This is a genomic window from Streptomyces sp. NBC_00829 (genome assembly GCF_045161795.1).
Taxonomy (GTDB): domain Bacteria; phylum Actinomycetota; class Actinomycetes; order Streptomycetales; family Streptomycetaceae; genus Streptomyces.
Genome location: NZ_CP108867.1, coordinates 6,373,111 through 6,392,127, shown reverse-complemented (window position 1 = coordinate 6,392,127; position 19,017 = coordinate 6,373,111). Strand labels below are relative to the sequence as shown.

At 69.0% G+C, this 19,017-nt stretch carries 23 protein-coding genes; 10 read left to right on the top strand and 13 right to left on the bottom strand.

All coding sequences use genetic code 11. From position 1 onward, the window contains the following. Positions 1 to 6 precede the first annotated feature (6 nt). Both OG293_RS28465 and OG293_RS28460 read right to left on the bottom strand, forming a co-directional pair. The gene (locus OG293_RS28465) at positions 7 to 891 is read right to left on the bottom strand and encodes an SDR family NAD(P)-dependent oxidoreductase (protein ID WP_406001633.1); all 885 of its coding nucleotides are present in this window, start codon (positions 889 to 891) and stop codon (positions 7 to 9) included. Then, entirely contained in the window at positions 891 to 1,688 is a 798-nt protein-coding gene (locus OG293_RS28460) for an acetoacetate decarboxylase family protein (protein ID WP_406001632.1), read from the bottom strand. The genes OG293_RS28465 and OG293_RS28460 overlap by 1 nt, the downstream gene beginning before the upstream one ends. 127 nt (positions 1,689 to 1,815) lie before the next feature. On the opposite strand from OG293_RS28460, the gene OG293_RS28455 reads away from it, so the two are divergent. The 3 genes from OG293_RS28455 to OG293_RS28445 all read left to right on the top strand — a co-directional run bounded on the left by OG293_RS28455 (position 1,816) and on the right by OG293_RS28445 (position 3,755). Next, positions 1,816 to 2,451, top strand: a complete 636-nt coding sequence (locus tag OG293_RS28455) for a TetR/AcrR family transcriptional regulator (RefSeq protein WP_406001631.1) — start codon at positions 1,816 to 1,818, stop codon at positions 2,449 to 2,451. Between the two features lie 123 nt (positions 2,452 to 2,574). Continuing rightward, a complete protein-coding gene (locus OG293_RS28450) occupies positions 2,575 to 3,561 on the top strand; it encodes a DEDDh family exonuclease (RefSeq protein WP_406001630.1) in 987 nt (328 codons plus the stop codon). 53 nt (positions 3,562 to 3,614) lie between these two features. Continuing rightward, complete coding sequence (locus tag OG293_RS28445) at positions 3,615 to 3,755, top strand: hypothetical protein (RefSeq protein ID WP_406003863.1); 141 nt, start codon at positions 3,615 to 3,617, stop codon at positions 3,753 to 3,755. 51 nt (positions 3,756 to 3,806) lie between these two features. Here the strand turns inward: OG293_RS28445 and OG293_RS28440 are convergent, their stop codons facing one another. Continuing rightward, positions 3,807 to 4,058: a hypothetical protein gene (locus OG293_RS28440; RefSeq protein WP_406001629.1), complete on the bottom strand. Its 252-nt coding sequence runs from the start codon at positions 4,056 to 4,058 to the stop codon at positions 3,807 to 3,809. A gap of 560 nt (positions 4,059 to 4,618) precedes the next feature. Between OG293_RS28440 and OG293_RS28435 the strand changes: the two genes are divergently transcribed. Continuing rightward, positions 4,619 to 5,305 (top strand): pentapeptide repeat-containing protein, encoded by a 687-nt coding sequence (locus OG293_RS28435; RefSeq protein ID WP_406001628.1) that lies wholly within the window; start codon positions 4,619 to 4,621, stop codon positions 5,303 to 5,305. Here the strand turns inward: OG293_RS28435 and OG293_RS28430 are convergent. Both OG293_RS28430 and OG293_RS28425 read right to left on the bottom strand, forming a co-directional pair. After that, complete coding sequence (locus OG293_RS28430) at positions 5,302 to 6,165, bottom strand: aKG-HExxH-type peptide beta-hydroxylase (RefSeq protein ID WP_406001627.1); 864 nt, start codon at positions 6,163 to 6,165, stop codon at positions 5,302 to 5,304. The two genes, OG293_RS28435 and OG293_RS28430, sit on opposite strands and share 4 nt — an antisense overlap. An 80-nt stretch (positions 6,166 to 6,245) precedes the next feature. Then, positions 6,246 to 6,416 carry a hypothetical protein gene (locus OG293_RS28425; protein WP_406001626.1) on the bottom strand — a complete coding sequence of 57 codons (171 nt, stop codon included), beginning with the start codon at positions 6,414 to 6,416 and terminating at the stop codon, positions 6,246 to 6,248. 461 nt (positions 6,417 to 6,877) lie between these two features. On the opposite strand from OG293_RS28425, the gene OG293_RS28420 reads away from it, so the two are divergent. From OG293_RS28420 to OG293_RS28400, 5 genes are all read left to right on the top strand, one after another. Next, positions 6,878 to 7,969 (top strand): XRE family transcriptional regulator, encoded by a 1,092-nt coding sequence (locus OG293_RS28420; RefSeq protein ID WP_406001625.1) that lies wholly within the window; start codon positions 6,878 to 6,880, stop codon positions 7,967 to 7,969. Next, positions 7,960 to 8,490: a GNAT family N-acetyltransferase gene (locus OG293_RS28415; RefSeq protein WP_406001624.1), complete on the top strand. Its 531-nt coding sequence runs from the start codon at positions 7,960 to 7,962 to the stop codon at positions 8,488 to 8,490. The genes OG293_RS28420 and OG293_RS28415 overlap by 10 nt, the downstream gene beginning before the upstream one ends. Before the next feature lie 355 nt (positions 8,491 to 8,845). Continuing rightward, positions 8,846 to 9,634, top strand: a complete 789-nt coding sequence (locus OG293_RS28410) for an SURF1 family protein (RefSeq protein ID WP_406001623.1) — start codon at positions 8,846 to 8,848, stop codon at positions 9,632 to 9,634. Positions 9,635 to 9,695: 61 nt separating this feature from the next. Then, on the top strand, positions 9,696 to 11,480 hold the full coding sequence (locus OG293_RS28405; protein WP_406001622.1) for a glycoside hydrolase family 15 protein: 1,785 nt from the start codon (positions 9,696 to 9,698) through the stop codon (positions 11,478 to 11,480). 4 nt (positions 11,481 to 11,484) lie between these two features. Further along, complete coding sequence (locus OG293_RS28400) at positions 11,485 to 12,240, top strand: SDR family oxidoreductase (protein WP_406001621.1); 756 nt, start codon at positions 11,485 to 11,487, stop codon at positions 12,238 to 12,240. A gap of 328 nt (positions 12,241 to 12,568) precedes the next feature. Here OG293_RS28400 and amaP read toward each other — a convergent pair whose 3' ends face one another. From amaP to OG293_RS28375, 5 genes are read right to left on the bottom strand one after another with little or no spacing between them, the layout of a single operon-like run. After that, the gene (gene amaP, locus OG293_RS28395) at positions 12,569 to 13,147 is read right to left on the bottom strand and encodes an alkaline shock response membrane anchor protein AmaP (protein ID WP_406001620.1); all 579 of its coding nucleotides are present in this window, start codon (positions 13,145 to 13,147) and stop codon (positions 12,569 to 12,571) included. Between the two features lie 5 nt (positions 13,148 to 13,152). Then, positions 13,153 to 13,794, bottom strand: a complete 642-nt coding sequence (locus OG293_RS28390; protein ID WP_406001619.1) for a DUF6286 domain-containing protein — start codon at positions 13,792 to 13,794, stop codon at positions 13,153 to 13,155. After that, on the bottom strand, positions 13,791 to 14,162 hold the full coding sequence (locus tag OG293_RS28385; RefSeq protein ID WP_406001618.1) for a hypothetical protein: 372 nt from the start codon (positions 14,160 to 14,162) through the stop codon (positions 13,791 to 13,793). The genes OG293_RS28390 and OG293_RS28385 overlap by 4 nt, the downstream gene beginning before the upstream one ends. 5 nt (positions 14,163 to 14,167) lie before the next feature. Further along, positions 14,168 to 14,359 carry a hypothetical protein gene (locus OG293_RS28380; RefSeq protein WP_404726158.1) on the bottom strand — a complete coding sequence of 64 codons (192 nt, stop codon included), beginning with the start codon at positions 14,357 to 14,359 and terminating at the stop codon, positions 14,168 to 14,170. A gap of 26 nt (positions 14,360 to 14,385) precedes the next feature. Continuing rightward, positions 14,386 to 14,883, bottom strand: coding sequence for an Asp23/Gls24 family envelope stress response protein (locus OG293_RS28375; RefSeq protein WP_406001617.1), 498 nt, complete (start codon positions 14,881 to 14,883; stop codon positions 14,386 to 14,388). Between the two features lie 92 nt (positions 14,884 to 14,975). Here OG293_RS28375 and OG293_RS28370 point away from each other — a divergent pair, with 92 nt between their 5' ends. After that, positions 14,976 to 15,641, top strand: coding sequence for a hypothetical protein (locus OG293_RS28370; RefSeq protein ID WP_406001616.1), 666 nt, complete (start codon positions 14,976 to 14,978; stop codon positions 15,639 to 15,641). Positions 15,642 to 15,833: 192 nt separating this feature from the next. Here OG293_RS28370 and OG293_RS28365 read toward each other — a convergent pair whose 3' ends face one another. The 3 genes from OG293_RS28365 to OG293_RS28355 form a co-directional block, all read right to left on the bottom strand. Beyond that, positions 15,834 to 16,625 (bottom strand): enoyl-CoA hydratase/isomerase family protein, encoded by a 792-nt coding sequence (locus OG293_RS28365; protein ID WP_406001615.1) that lies wholly within the window; start codon positions 16,623 to 16,625, stop codon positions 15,834 to 15,836. Between the two features lie 161 nt (positions 16,626 to 16,786). Continuing rightward, on the bottom strand, positions 16,787 to 17,005 hold the full coding sequence (locus OG293_RS28360; RefSeq protein ID WP_185035675.1) for a helix-turn-helix domain-containing protein: 219 nt from the start codon (positions 17,003 to 17,005) through the stop codon (positions 16,787 to 16,789). Positions 17,006 to 17,366: 361 nt separating this feature from the next. Beyond that, a complete protein-coding gene (locus tag OG293_RS28355; RefSeq protein WP_406001614.1) occupies positions 17,367 to 18,965 on the bottom strand; it encodes an ABC-F family ATP-binding cassette domain-containing protein in 1,599 nt (532 codons plus the stop codon). Positions 18,966 to 19,017: the final 52 nt, after the last annotated feature.

Below are 19,017 nucleotides of genomic sequence, written 5' to 3'. Positions count from 1 at the left end.
CGCTCCTCAGCCCAGGATGAAGTGCTCGAGATACGAGGGGTCGGCACGGTCGAGCATCGACTGCGACCTGGCGCGGATCTGCCGGTCGCTGTGCTCACTGGCCGGCAGCATCCAGAAGCGGGCGGCGCGGATCGACTCCACGACGAACGCGGCGACCTCCTCGACCGGTGTGAAGGTCACCTCGTGACCGGCGTCCTTCATCGCCGTCTCCCACTGGTCGAGGCTGCGGTAGGGCGTCCGGCGGGGCCGCTCCTTGGCGTACCGCTCGGGCCTGTTGCGGTGCGACTCCCACAGCCTGGTGCGCAGCATGTGCGGCCCGGGGAAGAGCACGGACGCGCCCACGCGCGCGTGCTCAGCCCTGAGATGCGCGTACAGGGACTCGGTCATCGTGACGACGGCCGCCTTGGTGACGGCGTACACGGACGCGGTCGGCAGGGGCGCGATTCCGCCGTCGCCCGAGGAGGTGTTGACGACGTGGCCCGGCTCGCCGCTCGCGATCATGCGCGGAACGAAGGCCTGGATGCCGTGGAAGACTCCCCAGACGTTGACGGCGAAGGCCCACTGCCAGTCGTTCGGCTCGTGCTCCCACATCCGGCCCTCGGCGCCGGAGCCGACGCCCGCGTTGTTGCACAGCACATGGACGGCGCCGAACGTCTCGTACGCGGCGTCCGCGAGCGCGACCACGGAGGCGCGGTCGCCGACGTCGACGGCGTGGGCGAGCACCCGGGCGCCGTCGGCGGCGAGTTCGCCGGCCGCCTTGCGCAGGGCCGCCTCCTCGACGTCCGCGAGGACCACGTTCAGCCCCTCGGCGGCGAACCGCCGGGCCATGGCACGCCCGACGCCGCTCGCCGCGCCCGTGACGACGGCGACCTGTCCCCGCCTCAGTTCCATCAGACGCTCCCGGCGGGAGGGCCGTCGAGGATCTGCTGCGGGTCGTCGTAGCGCTGATGGACGAAGGGCAGCAGCGCCCGGGCGCTCACCCGCTCGGCGACGTAGCCCTTCTGGTCGGTGGTCTTCTCGCCGATGGTGAGCTCGACGATCCGCCGTACGGGAAGGTCGGCGACGGGGTCGTACACCGACTCGCGGAGCACCACGTCCCCAACGAGCCGCTCCAGCTTGCGGACCTTCTCGTTGCGGACACAGTGCACGAGGACGGGGTCGGCGTCGAAGCCCCGGCCGTCGACCGCGGGCAGGAACTTGAAGTAGAAGTCGAGCTTCTCGGCGGGCTCGGGCAGCGGAAGCGGTCCCTCCACCGCGCCCCGCACCTCGACGAAGGCGATGCCGTGCCGGGCGAGCGCGGCCCGGACGACCAGACCGTCGCGCTCCACGCCGACCTCGCCCAGTTTCTTCGGCTCGCCGAAGACCTCCCGCCCGCCGATCAGGGCGCGCTCGTGGGTCATCGGCATCACGAGGGGGTACCAGCCCTCGCGCCCGTCGTGCCGCGCCGCGACCGCCACCGAACCCGCGCCGAGCGGATGGCCGGGCAGCTCGACCCTGCTGATGGCCGCCCGGACGAGCGGGCGCTCGGTGGGCTTGAGCGGCGGCGGCAGGACGGCCGCCACCGCGTCCGGGTCGCTCTCCCACACCGCCACCACTCCGGTGGACCAGATGTCGGGAAGTCTGGAGCTGGATGCGCGGGCCGCGGCGATCTCCGCCTCGGTGCGCGCGCCGTACCGTACGCGTGCCATGGGTGCCGCCCTTCGTGGTGGATGCCTTTCCGGGGGGTCTGTAACACAGTTACACCGCGGCCGATGAAGGGTAAAGAGCCGTGCACGCACGAGAAGTTGCCGTGCACGCAGGAGAGTTGGGGGCACCATGCCACGCACCGCCCTGACCCGCGACGAGGTCCTGGAGGCGGCCGCGGCACTCGTGAAACAGCACGGCCCGGCCGCGCTGACGATGCGGGGGCTCGCCGCCGAACTCGGCACGGCCGTCACCTCGATCTACTGGCACGTCGGCAATCGCGAGTCGCTCCTCGACGCACTCGTCGAGCGCACGGTCCAGGAGATGGGCGCGATCCGGCCGACCGGCCGCACGCCCGCCCGGCGCGTGGTCTCGGTCGCCGTACGGCTGCGCCGTGAGCTGCGCGAGCGGCCCCATCTGATCGCGATGGTCCATGAACGAGGGCTCACGGAACGGATGTTCCTGCCCGCCCAGCGGGCGCTCGTGCACGAGGTGCACGCCGCCGGGCTGCGCGGTGCGCGCGCCGCCGACGCGGTGCGCGCCGTGCAGTTCCAGGTCGTCGGCTTCGTCCTGGTCGAGCGCAACCGGGAACGCTCACCGGTCCAGTCGCCCGGCGAGCGCGACCTGTGGGACGCCGGGACGGCGGAGCACGACCCGGCGCTGGCCCGCGCGCTGGCGAGACCGGCAAACCCTGAGAAGCTTTTCGCGTCGTCCGTACGGGCGTTGGTGCGGGCCCTGCTGGAGACGCCTGCCACCGACGTCGGTTGAGACCTTCGGCCCTGTGGCCTGGGCCGGTGCCGGGCGCCCCGAGGGGGCGCGCGAGGCAGGCGGCCCGCGCCCGGGAGCGGGCGCCTCGGGCGCTGTCAGTGCGGACCCGTATTCTCTGTGACCATGCTCGACGACCGTACAACCGCAGCTACAGCGTGGCCGACCGCGTATCCCGAGGGGTACGCGGTCGTCGACGTGGAGACCACCGGACTCGCCCGTGACGACCGGATAATCTCCGCTGCCGTGTACCGCCTCGACGCCCGGGGCAATGTCGAGGACCACTGGTACACGCTCGTCAACCCGGAGCGGGATCCGGGTCCGGTGTGGATCCACGGTCTGACGAGCGATGTGCTGGAGGGCGCGCCGCTCTTCGGCGACATCGCCGGTGAGTTCGCCGAGCGGCTCGACGGCCGGGTCCTCGTCGCGCACAACGCCATCTTCGACTGGTCGATGATCGCCCGGGAGTACGCCCGCGCGCGGCGCACCGCACCCACCCGGCAGCGGCTGTGCACCATTGCCTTGTCCAAGGAGCTCGGACTGCCGCTGCCCAACCACAAACTGGAGTCGCTCGCCGCGCACTTCGGCGTCATCCAGCAGCGGGCCCACCACGCCCTGGACGACGCGCGCGTGCTGGCCGAGGCGTTCCGGCCGAGTCTGCACACCGCCGCCCGCGACGGAGTGCGGCTGCCGCTGCTCGAATGCCGTCCGCTGACCGAGTGGTCCGACTCCCCCGCGACTCCCCGGATCGGCTACCAGGCGTCGTACGGCCGGAGTTCGTACGGCCAGAACAGCTGGCGGCCCTCGCGCAGGCGCCCCGCCTGCCCCTACCCCAACCCCGGCCGGTACGTCATGGGCAAGCCGCTGGTCCAGGGGATGCGGGTGGCCTTCTCCGGCGACACCTCCGTGGACCGGGAGCTGCTGGAGGACCGGGCGATCGAGGCGGGCCTGCACGTCGCCACCAGCGTCTCGCGGCTGACCAGCCTCCTGGTGACCAACGACCCCGAGTCGGCGACGTCCAAGACGGTCAAGGCGAAGGCGTTCGGCACGCCCGTCGTCGACGAGGCGGCCTTCACCCAGTTGCTGCGTGATGTGGCCCCGGCAGACGGGTGACGGCCGGGCGTGCCGCCCGCTGATCGGCCGGCCCGCCCCGCACCCTGTGGCGCATGGCACGTTGCGAGGTATGCGGAAACGACTACGGCATGTCCTTCGAGGTGCACGCGCAGGGCGCGGTGCAGCCACCGGCCAAGAGCCGGGGTGGTCGGTTCGATGCCGGACGGGTGGAGCCGGTCTTCCCCGCAACCTGACCAAACACCGAGGGCCCCTCCCGCACGGGAGGGGCCCTTCTGCTGCCTGGCCTATCTCCTCACACTTCCCACCCTGTCCACGATGCCCGCCTTGCCTTCTGCGCGGGCGCAGTGCCCGCCGCAGTACCAGTGGCCGTCAGCTTCAACACCCTGGCCGATGATCTGGACCCGGCAGTGCTCACAGATGGGCGCCATGCGGTGAATGGCGCAGGCGAACGAGTCGAATACGTGGCGCGCACCGTCCTGGGTCTCCACGGTGAACGCCAGCTCGTACTCGTTTCCGCACACTTCGCAACGTGTCATACGCGGCATCGTTGAGGGCAGGGAGAGCGCTGGCAAGCTGACGGCGCTCTGCCGGCCGGGGATTCTACCCGGTCAGCGTAGCGGCCATGGAGCTCACCCCGACTTCGCCTCTGTCACTTCAGATTCACTATTTCAAGGATCTCTTCGACCTGATCATCAGTCAGGATTGGGGCTCGGGAGGAAGCGGGGAAGGCTGGCCAGATCGCTCACAATCCGTCCCCGCTTCGGCGCACGGCCCCCGTCATTCCTCCAAGGAAAGTCTTCCGCAAGCGTCCCCGATTCCACTCGGCGAAGGCGTCAAGGGGGCGAACCGGACGCCTATTGATGCCTCACATGGGGTGCGCTAACAATAATTGTCGACTGGCTCACACTTCGGACCTGTGGCATCCTGGTGCGGCTCAGAGGACACGTACGTTATTTGTGACGGGGTTGGTCATGCCCCCCGTCGCGTATATACACCAGACATGCGAAAGAGTCTGCCAGGAGTCGGCCACCCCGCTAGACTTGACTCCCCGCAGCTCTACCGAGCGTCCAGTCCTAAGAGGGATGGAACCTCCGAGATGACTCAAGCCATCAGGCAGGGCGGACGGGTTGTTCGTTTGAAGAACCCGAGCCCTCCCGGATTGTCACCTAACCTCCGTGCAGCAGAATTTCCCAGAGACGGCCTAGAGGATGATGTGATCCTCAAAGGCATCAAGTACGAGGGAACCCACTTCATTGGGATCGAGGCTGAGGCTGCCGAGGCGGAAGGCTGCATTTTCGAGAACTTGCGTTTCACGGGTTCCCGATTTCGTCAGAGCCAGTTCAGTGACTCCCATTTCAGGACGTGTGACTTCTCGCAAGTAACAGCACTGGACGTATCGCTGATTCGCTGCACTATGAGCGGTAGTCGAATTACTGGATCTTCATGGAAGTCCGGCACGTTCCGAGATGTGCGGCTTGACGGCTGCATTGCTTCGCCAGCAATGATGCGGCACATGAAGCTCTACGCGGTCGCCTTCACTGACTGCAAGATGGCCGGAGCTGACTTCCAAGGTGCTGAGATGCACAACGTGCGTTTCGTGAACTGTGATCTCACTGGAGCCCAGTTCGCCAATGCCAAAATGGGCAGTGTGCGTTTCGAGAACTGCACCCTAATCGACGTTGGAGGGGCTGCAAGCCTGAAAGGGGCAACCGTACAAGGCACAGGGTCCATGGAACTCGCCCTGAGCCTTGCACGGGAAGCGGGGATTCTGTTTGAGCCCTAGGCGGCCACGGACGGCCGATATCCTGCGAACTCCGCACCGCGGATGGCTCGGGCTACGTCAGCGAAGTTGATCGCCTCACCGAAGCCGCAAAGCTCGTCCAGCAACATGCGCCCGTACTCGGTGAAGTGCGGGCGCTGCCGCTTCAGGTCTTCGCACGCGTCGCGGAGCGATTTCCTGTAGATGTCAACCAAAATCGTCTTTCCTTGGTGGTTCTCCATGAACATGAGTGGCACCGTGACGACGGCAGCGTGAAACGCCTTGTCGAGCGGCCTTCGTTGGCCGATCTTGACGGCCGAGAGAGCGCGGTACTGCTCGGCCTCCAGCTCGCTGGACGGCAGATTGAAAGTCCCATACACCGCGTCGCCCACGAACAGGTTGAGGTGCATTCCTTCGTGCACGAGACACATGGCGTAGTCGAGAATTCCCCACTTGAGGCCAGGGCTCATGACAACCACGCCGGGGATGTGAGAAGCCGATCCGCCACCGTCAGCGCCGGAATTGACGATCACGAGATCGCTGACCAGGAGGTCAACCATTAACCGCAGCTCCGGACTGATTGCCTCGATGAGCGCCAGGGCCTCGTTCACCTTCTCGTCCCAGACTTCCCGCGTGGGGCCCTCCGTGGGGCTTGCACCCTTGAAGATGTGCTCAAAGACCCTGTTGTTCACGCAGTGGGCCGCCCAATCCCCATCTTCGTACGAGATGGAGAGCCCTGCTTCGTTCGCCGGCATCGGCCGCATCTGCGAAATAGTCGCCCTGTAGGCGCTGGGCAGTTCGGAAGCGCTGGGAACCTCCCCCAGCACTGCTCGGGCGAGCCTGGCCACATTTTCGCAGGTGTGGCCGATGTTCATGAAGTGCATGTGAGACCTCTTTGGAGTCGCGTGCGCCCGGGGCACAGAGCTGCCCCGGGCACACTTGGTTCAGCGCGGCAGGGCCGATGTCAGGAGGTCCAGCCGCCCATCATGCAGTTGTTCACGTCCTGCTGAGAACGCTGGACGGACTCCCGGACCGAGGTGACCACGGGGGCCGGGTCATCCTTGACGGCCTCCACCAGGGAGGTCAGCGTGTCGGCGGAGACGCCCGCCGTTTCGAAAGCAAGGCTGTGACGCATGGGTCACTCCTTTTCGTCGAATGAAGAACGGCACTTTCCTGACCCACCTGGTTGGTAGGCCCGTTCCCTTGCCCGGACTTGAACCGGGGTCTCCCGCTGATGTGACGTCCGCCCTGGATCGGCGTGTTCGGGGCTCTGCCTGACTGAGCTACAAGGGAGTTTGGAACCGCGGCCCCCTACCGGGCTCGAAACGCGGGGGAACATTTCGATGGGCTCATCCGGTAGGAGGCCACGGGGCTATAGGGGCTTGGCTAGAGTCACGCCAAGGACGAATCCGACTGAGCCGGAAATCATCATGATTAACAGGGGACCCGTGAAGGCCGCCAACCGACTGATCATCGCCCGTCACGGCTCCTCGTGTTGACCACTGTCAACTTCGCTTGCATCCGTTCTTGCGGAGGGCACTCCCTGATTTCAGGCGGATTCACGTCCCATTCCGTGCCTCCACCAATGGGGCGGAGGTGGCACTTACCGAGCGTCTCGCCCATGTACTCGCCGAGGTTGCCTTTGGCGTCCTTCACGATCTCGTGAAGTGGTTCGTGCCCCGCAAGAAGGAGGCAGATCCTGTGCACCGACGTACGTTCCTCAACGCAGCGAGCGGCTCAGCCATAGCTCTCGGGACCTCAGGTATCAGCGACCATGGGCGACTTGGCATCAGTGATGTCCGGCGCTTCCATCGGGACTACGTGGCCATTCTCCGGGCTGACGATGCGGGACGGGGCTCGACGAGGGTGGAGAACCTTGCGGTGGAACTGGCTTCTCGAATCGAGTCCGCTCTAGCAGTGTCCACGGCCTCGACGCGCGTGCGGGACATGCTGCATCGGCTCGCCGCGGAAGTCATCAGCTCCGCTGCCTTCGCTTCGCTCGACGCCAGCGCCCCACAGCGGGCGCGCGTACACCTCGACAGGGCCTTGACCTTCGCTGGTCTGTCTCAGGACAGTGAGGCGATGTTTCACGTCTGGAACCACATGTTCCTGACGTCCAGCATGCGGGAGAACCATCCTGAGGCCGTGGCAGGGGCAGAGGTGATGAAGCGCTCGTCAATTGCGCGGCGAGATCCGCTGTATGCCTCTCTCGGGCACGTACGCACCGCCAACGGACTAGCACGCCTGCCGGCGCGGCGGTCCGACGCGCTGCGTGCCCTCAACGATGCCGAACGCGCCTTTGCGCGGGCCACCGAGCAACAGCGCCCCGAGTGGGTCAGCTTCTACGACAGCAGCGAGTTTGACGCCCTGTCCTCGTTCATGTGGACGGCACTAGGGGATCACGGAAGGGCTGAGTACTGCTTGCACCGCACCCTTGCGAGCCTGCCAGATGGCATGGTCCGTAACCGGGCCTTGTACACCGCGCACTTGGCCCTCGCTCAGGCTAGGCAAGGAGATTTGGAACTCGCCAGCGCGACAGGTCGCAAGGCGTACGTGATGCTGCCTTCAGCGTCTGGGTCACGGCGCACGACCAACACTCTGGTTGCCACACGCAACGTGCTCGTAGCCTCGCGCTCGAAGGCACCCGAAGTTGCCGAGTGGATCGAGGAGTCTGCCCAATGGATCTGAAGCGCTACACGCACGAAGACGCACGCGACGTACGTTCTCTGCTGCTGAACATCCACGACGAGGCATACGCTGACGATTCGGACCCGTTCCACTCGCGTGAGCGCTTCTCCTACTACGTTGATCTCTGGTCTTCACGAGAAGACTGGCAATGCGTTTCAGGCTGGGAGGAGGGCGGCCCGGTTGGCTATGCCTATGGCTCTGTGTTCAAGCCGGGTGGCTGGTGGAAGGGTCACCGGCGTCCTTCTGGCCTCAGGGGTTCCGTGTTCGCTTTGTCTGAACTCATGGTGATTCCCAAATGGCGCGGTACTGAACGGGCACAGCAGATCCATGACGCGCTGCTCAAGGAGGTGACGGCCGACATGGTTACGCTCCAGGTGGAGACTGGGCACCCCAGGGTGCAGGCCCTGTACGAGCGTTGGGGCTACAGCAAGGCAGGCGAGGCAAAGCCCTCCGACGACTCACCTCTATACGCGGTCATGGTCAAGGCGCTCCATCTGCACGTTGAAGCGGAGCAGCACTGAGCTCTGTCTCAGGGGCCGCCTTCAGGACGGCCCGAACAGACCTGGGGCGGATCAGCAAAGAGACAGGCCGATGAGCTGATCCCTGAGCCGACGGAGGTGCACCCCTGGCGCCCAGAGGACGGGCCGGAGCCGAAGGTATCGGTGTGGCCGAAGGGCGACCGTCCAGCGCTGAGGGTGTGGTCACACGGACGTGGCGGTACGCGGTGGTGGAGGCCCGACACACTGCGCCCGCGCGGAAGGGAGGGCCGGCATCGTCGACAAGGTGTGACCGGCCCGCGGCCGGGCCGGTCCGACGGCGGGGCCGCTCCCGTACCCCACTCCCCGCACCCCATGCCCCCGGTTGTACGGTCATGGGGTGTACCGCTTCCTGTTGTCCCGCCAGTGGGTGATCCTCACCCTCATCGGCCTCGTACTCATCCCCACGATGATCGAGCTGGGCTTCTGGCAGCTTCACCGGCACGAGCACCGGGTCAGGCAGAACGCACTGATCGCGAAGAACGTCCGGGCCGCACCCGTCCCCGTGACCGGGCTCACCTCCCCCGGGCACACCGTCCCCCGCGCCGACTACTGGCGCCGGGTCACCGCGACCGGCACCTTCGACACCGCGCACGAAGTGGTCGTACGCCGCCGCACCTCCGCCGACGAGCGCGTCGGCTTCCATCTCCTGACCCCGCTCGTCCTGGCCGACGGCCGGGCGGTCCTCGTCAACCGTGGCTGGATCCCGGCCGCCGCCGACCAGAAGGCCTTCCCCTCCGTCCCGCCCGCTCCCAAGGGCACGGTGACGGTGACCGGGCGGCTCATGGCCGACGAGACGACGAAGGCCAGCGGCATCAGGGACCTGGCCGGTCTGCCGCCCCGCCAGTTCATGCTGATCAGCAGCGCGCAGCAGGCGAAGTCGCTGGGCCGACCGGTGCTGGGCGGCTATCTGGAGCTGACCGCTCCGGGGCCCGCGGGCGACAGCCCGGAACTGGTACCGGACCCCGACCACGACTCCATCGGCCCGCACATGGCGTACGCCGTCCAGTGGTGGCTCTTCGCCGCGGCGGTACCCGTGGGCTGGGTGATTCTCGTACGCCGTGAGAAGCACGACCGCGCGGCCGGCGCGCCGCGCACCGAGCCCGAGCCGGCCCCCGCGAACGCGTAGCCGCCCCCGACAGGTCCTGCCGACTGCTTAACGGCAGCTCGCTGCGGGAACAGGCGAAAGCGTGAACCTACGCATCGAGGACTACGCGCTCATCGGCGATCTGCAGACGGCCGCGCTGGTCGGCGCCAACGGCTCCATCGACTGGCTCTGTCTGCCCCGTTTCGACTCGGCGTCCTGCTTCGCCGCGCTGCTCGGCAACGAGGAGAACGGCCACTGGACGATCGCGCCCAAGGGCGCGGGCGCATGCACCCGGCGCGGCTATGTCGGGGAGTCACTCGTCCTGGAGTCGGTGTGGGAGACCCGCACCGGCACAGTCAAGGTGATCGACTTCATGCCGCAGCGCGACACCAGTCCGGACGTCATCCGGATCGTGGAGGGCGTCAGCGGCAGTGTCGAGATGAGCGGCACGCTCCGGCTGCGCTTCGACTACGGGTCCGTGGTGCCGTGGATGCGGCGCGCGAACGGCCACCGAGTGGCGATCGCGGGCCCCGACTCCGTGTGGCTGCGCAGCGAGCCGGAGGTCAAGACCTGGGGTCAGCAGTTCAGCACCCGTTCGTCGTTCACGGTCGGCGCGGGCGAGAAGGTGGCGTTCGTCCTCACCTGGCACCCCTCGCACGAGGAACGGCCGACGCTCATCGACCCGTACGAAGCGCTCGAATGCAGCCTGGACGACTGGCACGAGTGGTCCAGGAGCTGCGCCACCAACGGCCGCTACCGCGAGGCCATCGTCCGTTCGCTGATTACCCTCAAGGCCCTTACCTACGGGCCGACCGGCGGGATCGTCGCCGCGCCCACCACGTCCCTGCCGGAGGAGATCGGGGGCGTACGCAACTGGGACTACCGGTACTGCTGGCTGCGCGACTCCACTCTCACCCTGGGGGCGCTGCTGCTGGCCGGCTACAAGGAGGAGGCCGGGCGCTGGCGCGACTGGCTGCTGCGGGCGGTCGCCGGCGACCCCGCCGATCTCCAGATCATGTACGGGCTGTCGGGCGAGCGCCGGCTGCCGGAGACAGAGCTGACGTGGCTGAGCGGCTACGCGGGCTCCGCTCCGGTCCGCACCGGGAACGAGGCGGTCGAACAGCTCCAGCTCGATGTGTACGGAGAAGTCATCGACTCCCTCTTCGTGGCGCGGGAGGCGGGGCTTCCAGCGGAGAAGCACGCCTGGAATCTCCAGCTCAGCCTGCTCGGCTTCCTGGAGTCCAAGTGGCGCGAGCCGGACGAGGGGCTGTGGGAAGTGCGGGGGCCGCGCCGCCACTTCGTGCACTCCAAGGTGATGGCGTGGGTGGCGGCCGACCGCGCCGTACGCACGCTGGAGACATACCCGACGCTGCGCGGCGACGCGGACCGGTGGCGGGCGATGCGGGACGAGGTGCACGAGGAGGTCTGCGAGAAGGGGTACGACCCGGTCCGGAACACCTTCACGCAGTCGTACGGCTCCGTCGACCTCGACGCGGCGGTACTGCTGATCCCCCGGGTCGGGTTTCTGCCGCCGGACGATCCCCGGGTGATCGGGACGGTCGACGCGGTCCGCGCGGAGCTGGGCACGGGTGGTCTCGTACGCCGCTACAGCACCGCCGGGGTGTCGGTGGACGGGCTGCCCGGGAACGAAGGGGCGTTTCTGGCCTGCTCGTTCTGGCTGGTCGACGCACTGCGGATGACGGGACGGGCGAAGGAGGCGCGAGAGCTGTTCGAGCAGCTGCTCGCCCTGCGCAACGACGTCGGTCTGCTCGCCGAGGAGTACGACCCGGTATCCGGCCGGCAGGTCGGGAACTTCCCCCAGGCGTTCAGCCATATCGGACTGGTGACCTCGGCCCTCGCGCTGGCCGGGGAGGACCCGGCAGGATAGACCCATGGATCTTGGACTGAGGGACCGCGTCTATGTCGTCACGGGTGCGTCGCGGGGGCTGGGCAACGCCGCGGCGCGCGCGCTCGCCGAGGACGGCGCGAAGGTCGTCATCACCGGGCGCGACAAGGAGTCCGTCGCCGGGGCCGCGGCCGAGCTCGGCCCGAACGCCATCGGCATCGCCTCGGACAACGCCGACCCGGCGGGGGCCGAACGGCTGATCGCGGCGGCGCGGGCGCACTTCGGGCGCTTCGACGGCATTCTGATCAGCGTGGGCGGCCCGGCGCCGGGCTTCGCGGCGGACAACACGGACGACCAGTGGATGACGGCCTTCGAGGCGGTCTTCCTGGGCGCGGTACGCCTCGCCCGGACCGCGGCGGCGGCGCTGGACGAGGGCGGTGTCATCGGCTTCGTCCTGTCGGCGTCGGTCCATGAGCCGATCCCCGGTCTGACGATCTCCAACGGTCTCCGCCCGGGTCTGGCGGGCTTCGCGAAGTCCCTCGCGGACGAGCTGGGCCCGCAGGGCATCCGGGTCGTGGGCCTGCTTCCCTCGCGCATCGACACGGACCGTGTCCGCGAACTGGACTCGCTCTCGGGCGACGCGGAGGCGGCCCGGGCATCGAACGAGTCCCGCATCCCGCTGCGGCGGTACGGCACGCCGGAGGAGTTCGGCAACACGGCGGCGTTCCTGCTGTCGCCGAGGGCGTCGTACCTGACGGGTGTGATGCTGCCGGTGGACGGCGGGGCGAGGCGGGGGTTCTGAGGGCGGTCCCGCGTCGGGGCCGGACGGGGCGCTGACCGCCCGTCGCCGGGGTGCCGCCCGGCGGGGTGTGTCCCCGCCGGGCCGCACACGGGGGTGTCCCCCACCCCGCCGAATCAATCAGTCCCCACGCGGGCGGCCCAGGGCACCCACCCGCCGGGTCCAGGCCGCAGCCGAGCGTCGCCGCAGCTGCGGACAGCCTCCCGTACGCGCGGCGCGAAGCTGCCGCTGCGGGGGCCGGCCCGCACCCCCGGGTCGTACCCCCCATCGGCCACCAGGGCGGCATTCGCAAAGGGGCGGGCCGGGGAGAAGGCCCCTCGCGGCCCCCGCCTCAGCTCACCCTCCGCGCCCCATGCTTCGCCGACTTCAGCCTCACCTCCGCCGGCAGCACCTCCAGCCCCGCCGAATCCCGCGCGTGCCCCACCGCCTCCTCCGTCAGCCGCGTCAGCGACTCCCCGGGGGACGCGTACGGTTCCAGCAGCAGAGCCACCCGCGCCGACGGCGTGCTCCGCCGGCCCGTCAGCGCGACATGGGCGCGGGCCACGCCCTCCAGGGATTCCGCCTCGCCCGCCAGGACTCCCTCCAGCGCCCGCCCCCGCAGCAGTGCGCCCTCGCCGTCGCCGCTGTCGACCAGGACCTCCGACAGCCGGGCACGCCGCAGTTGGGCGATCACCCACCACAGCGCGAGCAGTACGACCACCGCGAGCACGGCGATGACCGAGGGCCACCACCAGCCCTCGTCGCGCCAGCGGTCGCGGTCCGCCTGGCTGAGCAGGACGTCGTTCGGGCCTTCCCACAGCCACCAGGACGGCACGGGCCAGCCCGCTCCCGCCGCGACAGCCGCGCCGCCGAGGAACACAAGCACCAGCCCGGCGAGGCCGAGCAGTACGCGATTGACCGTCGAGAGCATCCGGCTCACCTCTTCTTCGCCGGCGGCCGGGCGACGTGCACGGTCAGCGCCGGCGGCCTGGCGAGGCCCAGTTCGACGATGCCCGCGCCGAGCGCCGTGTCCAGATCCGCGCGTACGTCGTCGAGTTCACGGAAGTGCGACTGGGCGCGCACGGAGACCTTCGTACGCCGCATGCGCACCCTCACGGACTGCACACCGGAGACCTCCATCGCCCGGTCGCGCAGCACGAGCGCCGCCGCGTCCCGGTCGAGCCCGGCCCGTACGGCTGCGACGTCGCGCCGCATCGGCAGCAGCGACCGCAGTCCGGGCGTGGCGGCGATGACGATCAGACAGACGCCGAGGAGCATGGCAGCCGACGCGACCGCCATCACCCAGGGGTTGTCGAGCGGCCACTTCGCGAGGTCGGCCGCGAGCACCCGACGCCAGTGCATGGCGGGCCGGTCGGCCCGTACCGCGGCGACGTCGTAGAGCAGCAGTCCCGCGGCGCCGAGCACGATCGCGGCCACCACCCCGGCCGGCACCCTGCGCACGGACCAGAATCGTCCGGCCCTGCCCCCCTCGCCGTCCTTCTGCGACGGGCCCGGGTGATAGGCCGCCGCCGACGCCGACTGGTCCAGGTCGAGTACGGGCCGTACGGGCTCGCTCATCGGATCCTCCCCTGTGCCGCGGTGCGCGAGTGGACCGAGTGCAGGCGCTCGACCTGGACCACCACCTCGGGCACCTCCATGCCCGCCAACGCGTTTACCCGCTGGGTGACCCGGCGACGCACGGCACCGCACTGCCGTCCGATGTCGGAGGGGTAGTCGAGCTCCAGACTGACCCGCACGTGCGCGACGTCATGGTGGACCGTGACCATGGCACGGGGCTGTGTGCCGCCCTCGGGCACACGGGGGAGCGCCTCCCGCGCCGCCTGCGCGGCGATCTTCGCCACGACGCGGTCGGCGATCGTGGTCGCCCCGCGCTCGGCGGGTTCGATGTTTCCCCTGCCGCGGGCGGGGGGACCCCCAGGGGCCACCGCGGTCACCGCCGCCGGTCGCCGCGCTCGCGACCGCGGAAGAAGTCGCCGGGTTCGAGGTCACCGTCGAGGAAGCGGCCGGCCACGAAGCCGACCGCCCCCAAAGCGGCGACCAGCAGAAACGCACCGAATCCGCCGAAGTATCCGGCAAAGCCGAGCGCCATGCCGGCGATCAGGCCGGCCACAGCCATGCTCATCGTGGGCTCCTCTGGTGGATGCGCGGCTACTGGATGCGCGGCTCAGGCTCGTCCTCTTCTTCATCCGGCAGCTTGACGTCACTGACCGCGATGTTGACCTCGACGACTTCGAGCCCGGTCATCCGTTCCACCGCTGAGACGACGTTCTCGCGTACCGCCCGGGCGACATCGGAGATCGACACGCCGTAGTCGACGATGATCTCCAGGTCGAGGGCCGTCTGTACCTCGCCGACCTCGGCCTTCACTCCTCTGGTGACGCTGGACTTGCTGCCGCCCGGAACCCGGTCGCGAACCGCGCTGAAGGTGCGGGACATGCCGCTGCCCATCGCGTGGACGCCGAGGACGTCACGGGCGGCGAGTCCGGCGATCTTCTCGACGACGCCGTCGGCGATCGTGGTGCGTCCACGGGATGCGGGATCACCGATACCCCTTTTGGTGGTGGACGTCCTCCGTGGTTCGTCGCCTGAGCCCGACGACACGCTGCCAGGGTTCTCGGGCCGGTTCGACTGAGCGGTTTCCGTCATCGCCTTGCGTCCTTTCCGAGCGTCTTGGACTCCGTTGTCCACATTAAGTGCGGTTGCCCGCTCTCGCGCCGGGGATGCGGCAGGCTGGAGCAATGACCACCGCTGATGCAGTACGGCGACGGCTCGGGCTCGGCAGGCTGCTGCCGCTGGGCGGGGCGGCCGACGGGGCCTGGCTGACCGAGCAGGCGGCCGAGGCAGTGCTGCGGCGCGCCGCGGCCGGTGTGCCCGGTGTGGCGCCGGGCGGGATGCGGCTGGCGCCGGTGGATCCGGGCGCCGCGGACCGGCCTGCCGTGCCGCCTCCGCCGAGCGCGCTGCCGCCGGGGCCGCTGCGGATCGAGACGGATTTCGCGGCCGTGGCGGGAGAGCCCTTGCCGGTCTTGGCGGACGCGTTGCGTACGGCACTGTTCCTGGCGGCGCGGGAGCTGCTGGATCTGGCGGTCACGGAGGTGGATCTGCGGGTGACGGAGCTGCTGGACACCGCTGCGGATACGTGGGAGCCCACTGCGCCACCCGGCGTACGGGCGGTCACCGCCACGGATCTTGCGGGCGAGGCGGCGTCGCGGGCACCGGGCGTTGCCCATCTGACGGCGACCCTGGGAACGGCGGTGCATCTCGCACCGGACCATGTCCGCATCGAGCTGGCGACGGCGTCGGGGCACCGCCCGCTGGAGGTGGTCCGGGCGGTCCGCGAGGCGGTGACGGACGCGCTCGGGGACGGACGCCCGGTGTCGGTGCTGGTCACTGCCGTGGCCGAGTGAGGGGCACGGATCCGCCGGGGCTGCTTGAGCGGCTGGGATCAGTGGCCGGTGGATCGGACCGGCCGACGGGATCGCATGACCGGCCGGACCGGCGGACCTGGGCCAGCCGGACCGGCCGGACCGGCCGGACCAGAAGTCGGTCGGTCGGTCGAGAGGACCAGTCGGATCAGCCGGTCGAGTGGACCGGTCGGATCAGTCCCCGATGCCCGCGAGGTCGCGCAGCCGGCGCGCCTGCGCAGCACGCTCGGCGGTGCGCTGCTCCTCGTACGAACGCCCGGTGACACCCTGGAGCAGCGCTTTGGTCTCGATCACGGCGTCCCGCGGCGCGGCGAGCAGAGCGGAGGCGAGATCCCGTACGGCACCGTCGAGTTCGTCGGCGGGCACGACAAGGTTGGCGAGCCCGGTGCGCTCGGCCTCCTCGGCATGGACAAAGCGGCCCGTGGCGCAGATCTCCAGCGCGCGGGCATAGCCGACGAGCGACACCAGCGGGTGAGTGCCGGTGAGGTCCGGGACGAGCCCCAGGCTGGTCTCACGCATGGCGAACTGCACGTCCTGCGCGACGACCCGCAGGTCGCAGGCGAGAGCGAGCTGGAACCCGGCGCCGATCGCGTGGCCCTGGACGGCCGCGATCGTGACGACATCACTACGACGCCACCAGGTGAAAGCCTCCTGGTACTCGGCGATGACCGCGTCGAGCTCCTCGTCCGAGCCCCGTGCCAGATCGAGGAAGGACGGCTCGCCGTCGAAGCCCTCGGGCGTGAACGCCTGCCGATCGAGCCCCGCGGAGAAGGACTTGCCCTCGCCACGCAGCACCACGATCCGCACATCGCCCGGCAATGACCGACCCGCCTGCACCAACGCCCGCCACAGAGCGGGAGATTGGGCGTTGCGCTTGTCCGGGTTGGTCAAGGTCACCGTGGCGACCGCGTCCTCGACGGTGAGCCGTACGCCGTCCTTGTCGAGCACAGAGTCGAGCGAAGTCATGGGGCGCCTCCGGTTCGGGTGCAGTCACTGCGGACAAAAGATAAGTGACTGCACAGTAACCACCCGGCCGACCCTGCGACCGACCGGGTGACCACCGCGGAAACCGGTGGACCGGTGGAGCCTCGATGACCAGACCGAGGCGAATCAGGCGGTGGCCCCGATCAGGCCGTGGCCTTCTTGCCTCGCGTCGCTCCGCCGCGTCCGCGCAGCGTGACTCCGGACTCGCTGAGCATCCGGTGGACGAATCCGTAGGAGCGGCCTGTTTCTTCGGCCAGCGCCCGGATACTCGCACCGGAGTCGTACTTCTTCTTCAGGTCTGCCGCGAGCTTGTCGCGCGCGGCGCCGGTAACCCGGCTGCCCTTCTTCAGAGTCTCGGCCACCCGTGCCTCCTCATGGGAAGTGCGCTCTGGACTTCTCATGATCACCCCTCAAGGGCTTCCTGGCCACCCATTCGGCAAGGTCCGTGCGACAAGCTTTGCCGCGCACGGAGCGCTCACCACGACCGGAATCCAGAATTCCGAGTGCTCGTATTCGCACGTCCGAGCGCCTTGACGGCAGAAGTGCCAGGTCAGAGGCGCGCACACAGGCCGTGCGGCGCGTGGCACCGGACGGAAGGGATCCGCTCGGCGCCACGCCGAGGTACGAGACGTTCTCATCCAGATGATGGATCACCCGTAGGCCGAATGATCCATATGGAGTGGATCAGAGCCGGACCGGCACACAGATGCCCGTCCGGGCCGGTCAGGCGAGCGCCACCAGGTCCGCGTAGTCCGCGCCCCACAGGTCCTCGACCCCGTCCGGGAGGAGGATGATCCGCTCGGGCTCAAGGGCCTCGACCGCTCCCTCGTCGTGCGTGACCAGGATCACCGCGCCCTTGTAGGTGCGCAGAGCGCCGAGGATCTCCTCGCGGCTGGCCGGGTCGAGGTTGTTCGTCGGCTCGTCGAGCAGCAGGACGTTCGCGGACGAGACGACCAGGGTGGCCAGCGCCAGCCGGGTCTTCTCGCCACCGGAGAGAACCCCGGCCGGCTTGTCGACGTCGTCGCCGGAGAAGAGGAACGAGCCGAGCGTCTTGCGGACCTCGACGAGGTCCAGGTCGGGCGCGGAGGAGCGCATGTTCTCCAGCACCGTGCGCTCCGGGTCGAGCGTCTCGTGCTCCTGCGCGTAGTAGCCGAGCTTGAGGCCGTGGCCGGGGGTGACCGCGCCGGTGTCCGGCGTCTCCACGCCGGCGAGCAGACGCAGCAGGGTGGTCTTGCCCGCGCCGTTCAGGCCCAGGATGACGACCCGGGAGCCCTTGTCGATGGCGAGGTCGACGTCGGTGAAGATCTCGAGGGAGCCGTACGACTTGGACAGGCCCTCCGCGGTCAGCGGGGTCCTGCCGCAGGACGCGGGCTCCGGGAAGCGCAGCTTGGCGACCTTGTCGGAGACCCTGGCGTCTTCGAGACCGGCGAGCAGCCTCTCGGCCCGCCTGGCCATGTTCTGCGCGGCCACGGTCTTGGTGGCCTTGGCGCGCATCTTGTCGGCCTGGGAATTGAGGGCCGCGGCCTTCTTCTCGGCGTTCTGGCGCTCGCGCTTACGACGCTTCTCGTCGGCCTCGCGCTGCTGCTGGTAGAGCTTCCAGCCCATGTTGTAAATGTCGATCGTGGAGCGGTTGGCGTCCAGGTAGAAGACCTTGTTGACGACGGTCTCGACGAGATCGACATCGTGGGAGATGACGATGAATCCGCCGCGGTAGGTCTTGAGGTAGTCGCGCAGCCAGACGATCGAGTCGGCGTCGAGGTGGTTGGTCGGCTCGTCGAGCAGCAGGGTGTCGGCGTCCGAGAAGAGGATGCGCGCCAGCTCGACACGGCGGCGCTGACCGCCGGAGAGCGTATGGAGCGGCTGGCCGAGCACCCGGTCGGGCAGCCCGAGCGCGGCGGCGATGGTGGCGGCCTCGGCCTCGGCGGCGTACCCGCCCTTGGTGAGGAACTCCGTCTCCAGGCGCTCGTACTTCTTCATCGCCTTCTCGCGGGTGGCGCCCTGGCCGTTCGCCATCCGGTGCTCGTTCTCCCGCATCTTCCTCAGTACGGAGTCGAGGTCACGGGCCGAGAGGATGCGGTCGCTCGCGAGGACGTCGAGGTCGCCGGTGCGCGGGTCCTGCGGGAGGTAGCCGACCTCGCCGGAGCACGTGATGGTGCCGGAAGCGGGGATGCCTTCGCCCGCGAGGCACTTGGTGAGGGTGGTCTTGCCCGCTCCGTTGCGGCCTACCAGGCCGATGCGGTCGCCTTTGGCGATGCGGAAGGAAGCGGACTCGATGAGGACGCGTGCGCCGGCGCGCAGCTCGATGCCGGAAGCGGTGATCACGGAAAGACTCCAGGGCGGTATGGACGGCGGAAGGGACGGGCGCGGGAGCTTC

Coding starts and splice junctions, on each gene's coding strand:
- OG293_RS28460 (WP_406001632.1), bottom strand. CDS start 1,688: ATGGCACGCGTACGGTACGGCGCGCGCACCGAGGCGGAGATCGCCGCG.
- OG293_RS28365 (WP_406001615.1), bottom strand. CDS start 16,625: ATGACTTCGCTCGACTCTGTGCTCGACAAGGACGGCGTACGGCTCACC.
- OG293_RS28375 (WP_406001617.1), bottom strand. CDS start 14,883: ATGACGGAAACCGCTCAGTCGAACCGGCCCGAGAACCCTGGCAGCGTG.
- OG293_RS28400 (WP_406001621.1), top strand. CDS start 11,485: ATGGATCTTGGACTGAGGGACCGCGTCTATGTCGTCACGGGTGCGTCG.
- OG293_RS28380 (WP_404726158.1), bottom strand. CDS start 14,359: ATGAGCATGGCTGTGGCCGGCCTGATCGCCGGCATGGCGCTCGGCTTT.
- amaP (WP_406001620.1), bottom strand. CDS start 13,147: ATGCTCTCGACGGTCAATCGCGTACTGCTCGGCCTCGCCGGGCTGGTG.
- OG293_RS28425 (WP_406001626.1), bottom strand. CDS start 6,416: ATGCGTCACAGCCTTGCTTTCGAAACGGCGGGCGTCTCCGCCGACACG.
- OG293_RS28445 (WP_406003863.1), top strand. CDS start 3,615: ATGGCACGTTGCGAGGTATGCGGAAACGACTACGGCATGTCCTTCGAG.
- OG293_RS28465 (WP_406001633.1), bottom strand. CDS start 891: ATGGAACTGAGGCGGGGACAGGTCGCCGTCGTCACGGGCGCGGCGAGC.
- OG293_RS28450 (WP_406001630.1), top strand. CDS start 2,575: ATGCTCGACGACCGTACAACCGCAGCTACAGCGTGGCCGACCGCGTAT.
- OG293_RS28455 (WP_406001631.1), top strand. CDS start 1,816: ATGCCACGCACCGCCCTGACCCGCGACGAGGTCCTGGAGGCGGCCGCG.
- OG293_RS28440 (WP_406001629.1), bottom strand. CDS start 4,058: ATGACACGTTGCGAAGTGTGCGGAAACGAGTACGAGCTGGCGTTCACC.
- OG293_RS28430 (WP_406001627.1), bottom strand. CDS start 6,165: ATGCACTTCATGAACATCGGCCACACCTGCGAAAATGTGGCCAGGCTC.
- OG293_RS28435 (WP_406001628.1), top strand. CDS start 4,619: ATGACTCAAGCCATCAGGCAGGGCGGACGGGTTGTTCGTTTGAAGAAC.
- OG293_RS28390 (WP_406001619.1), bottom strand. CDS start 13,794: ATGAGCGAGCCCGTACGGCCCGTACTCGACCTGGACCAGTCGGCGTCG.
- OG293_RS28415 (WP_406001624.1), top strand. CDS start 7,960: ATGGATCTGAAGCGCTACACGCACGAAGACGCACGCGACGTACGTTCT.
- OG293_RS28370 (WP_406001616.1), top strand. CDS start 14,976: ATGACCACCGCTGATGCAGTACGGCGACGGCTCGGGCTCGGCAGGCTG.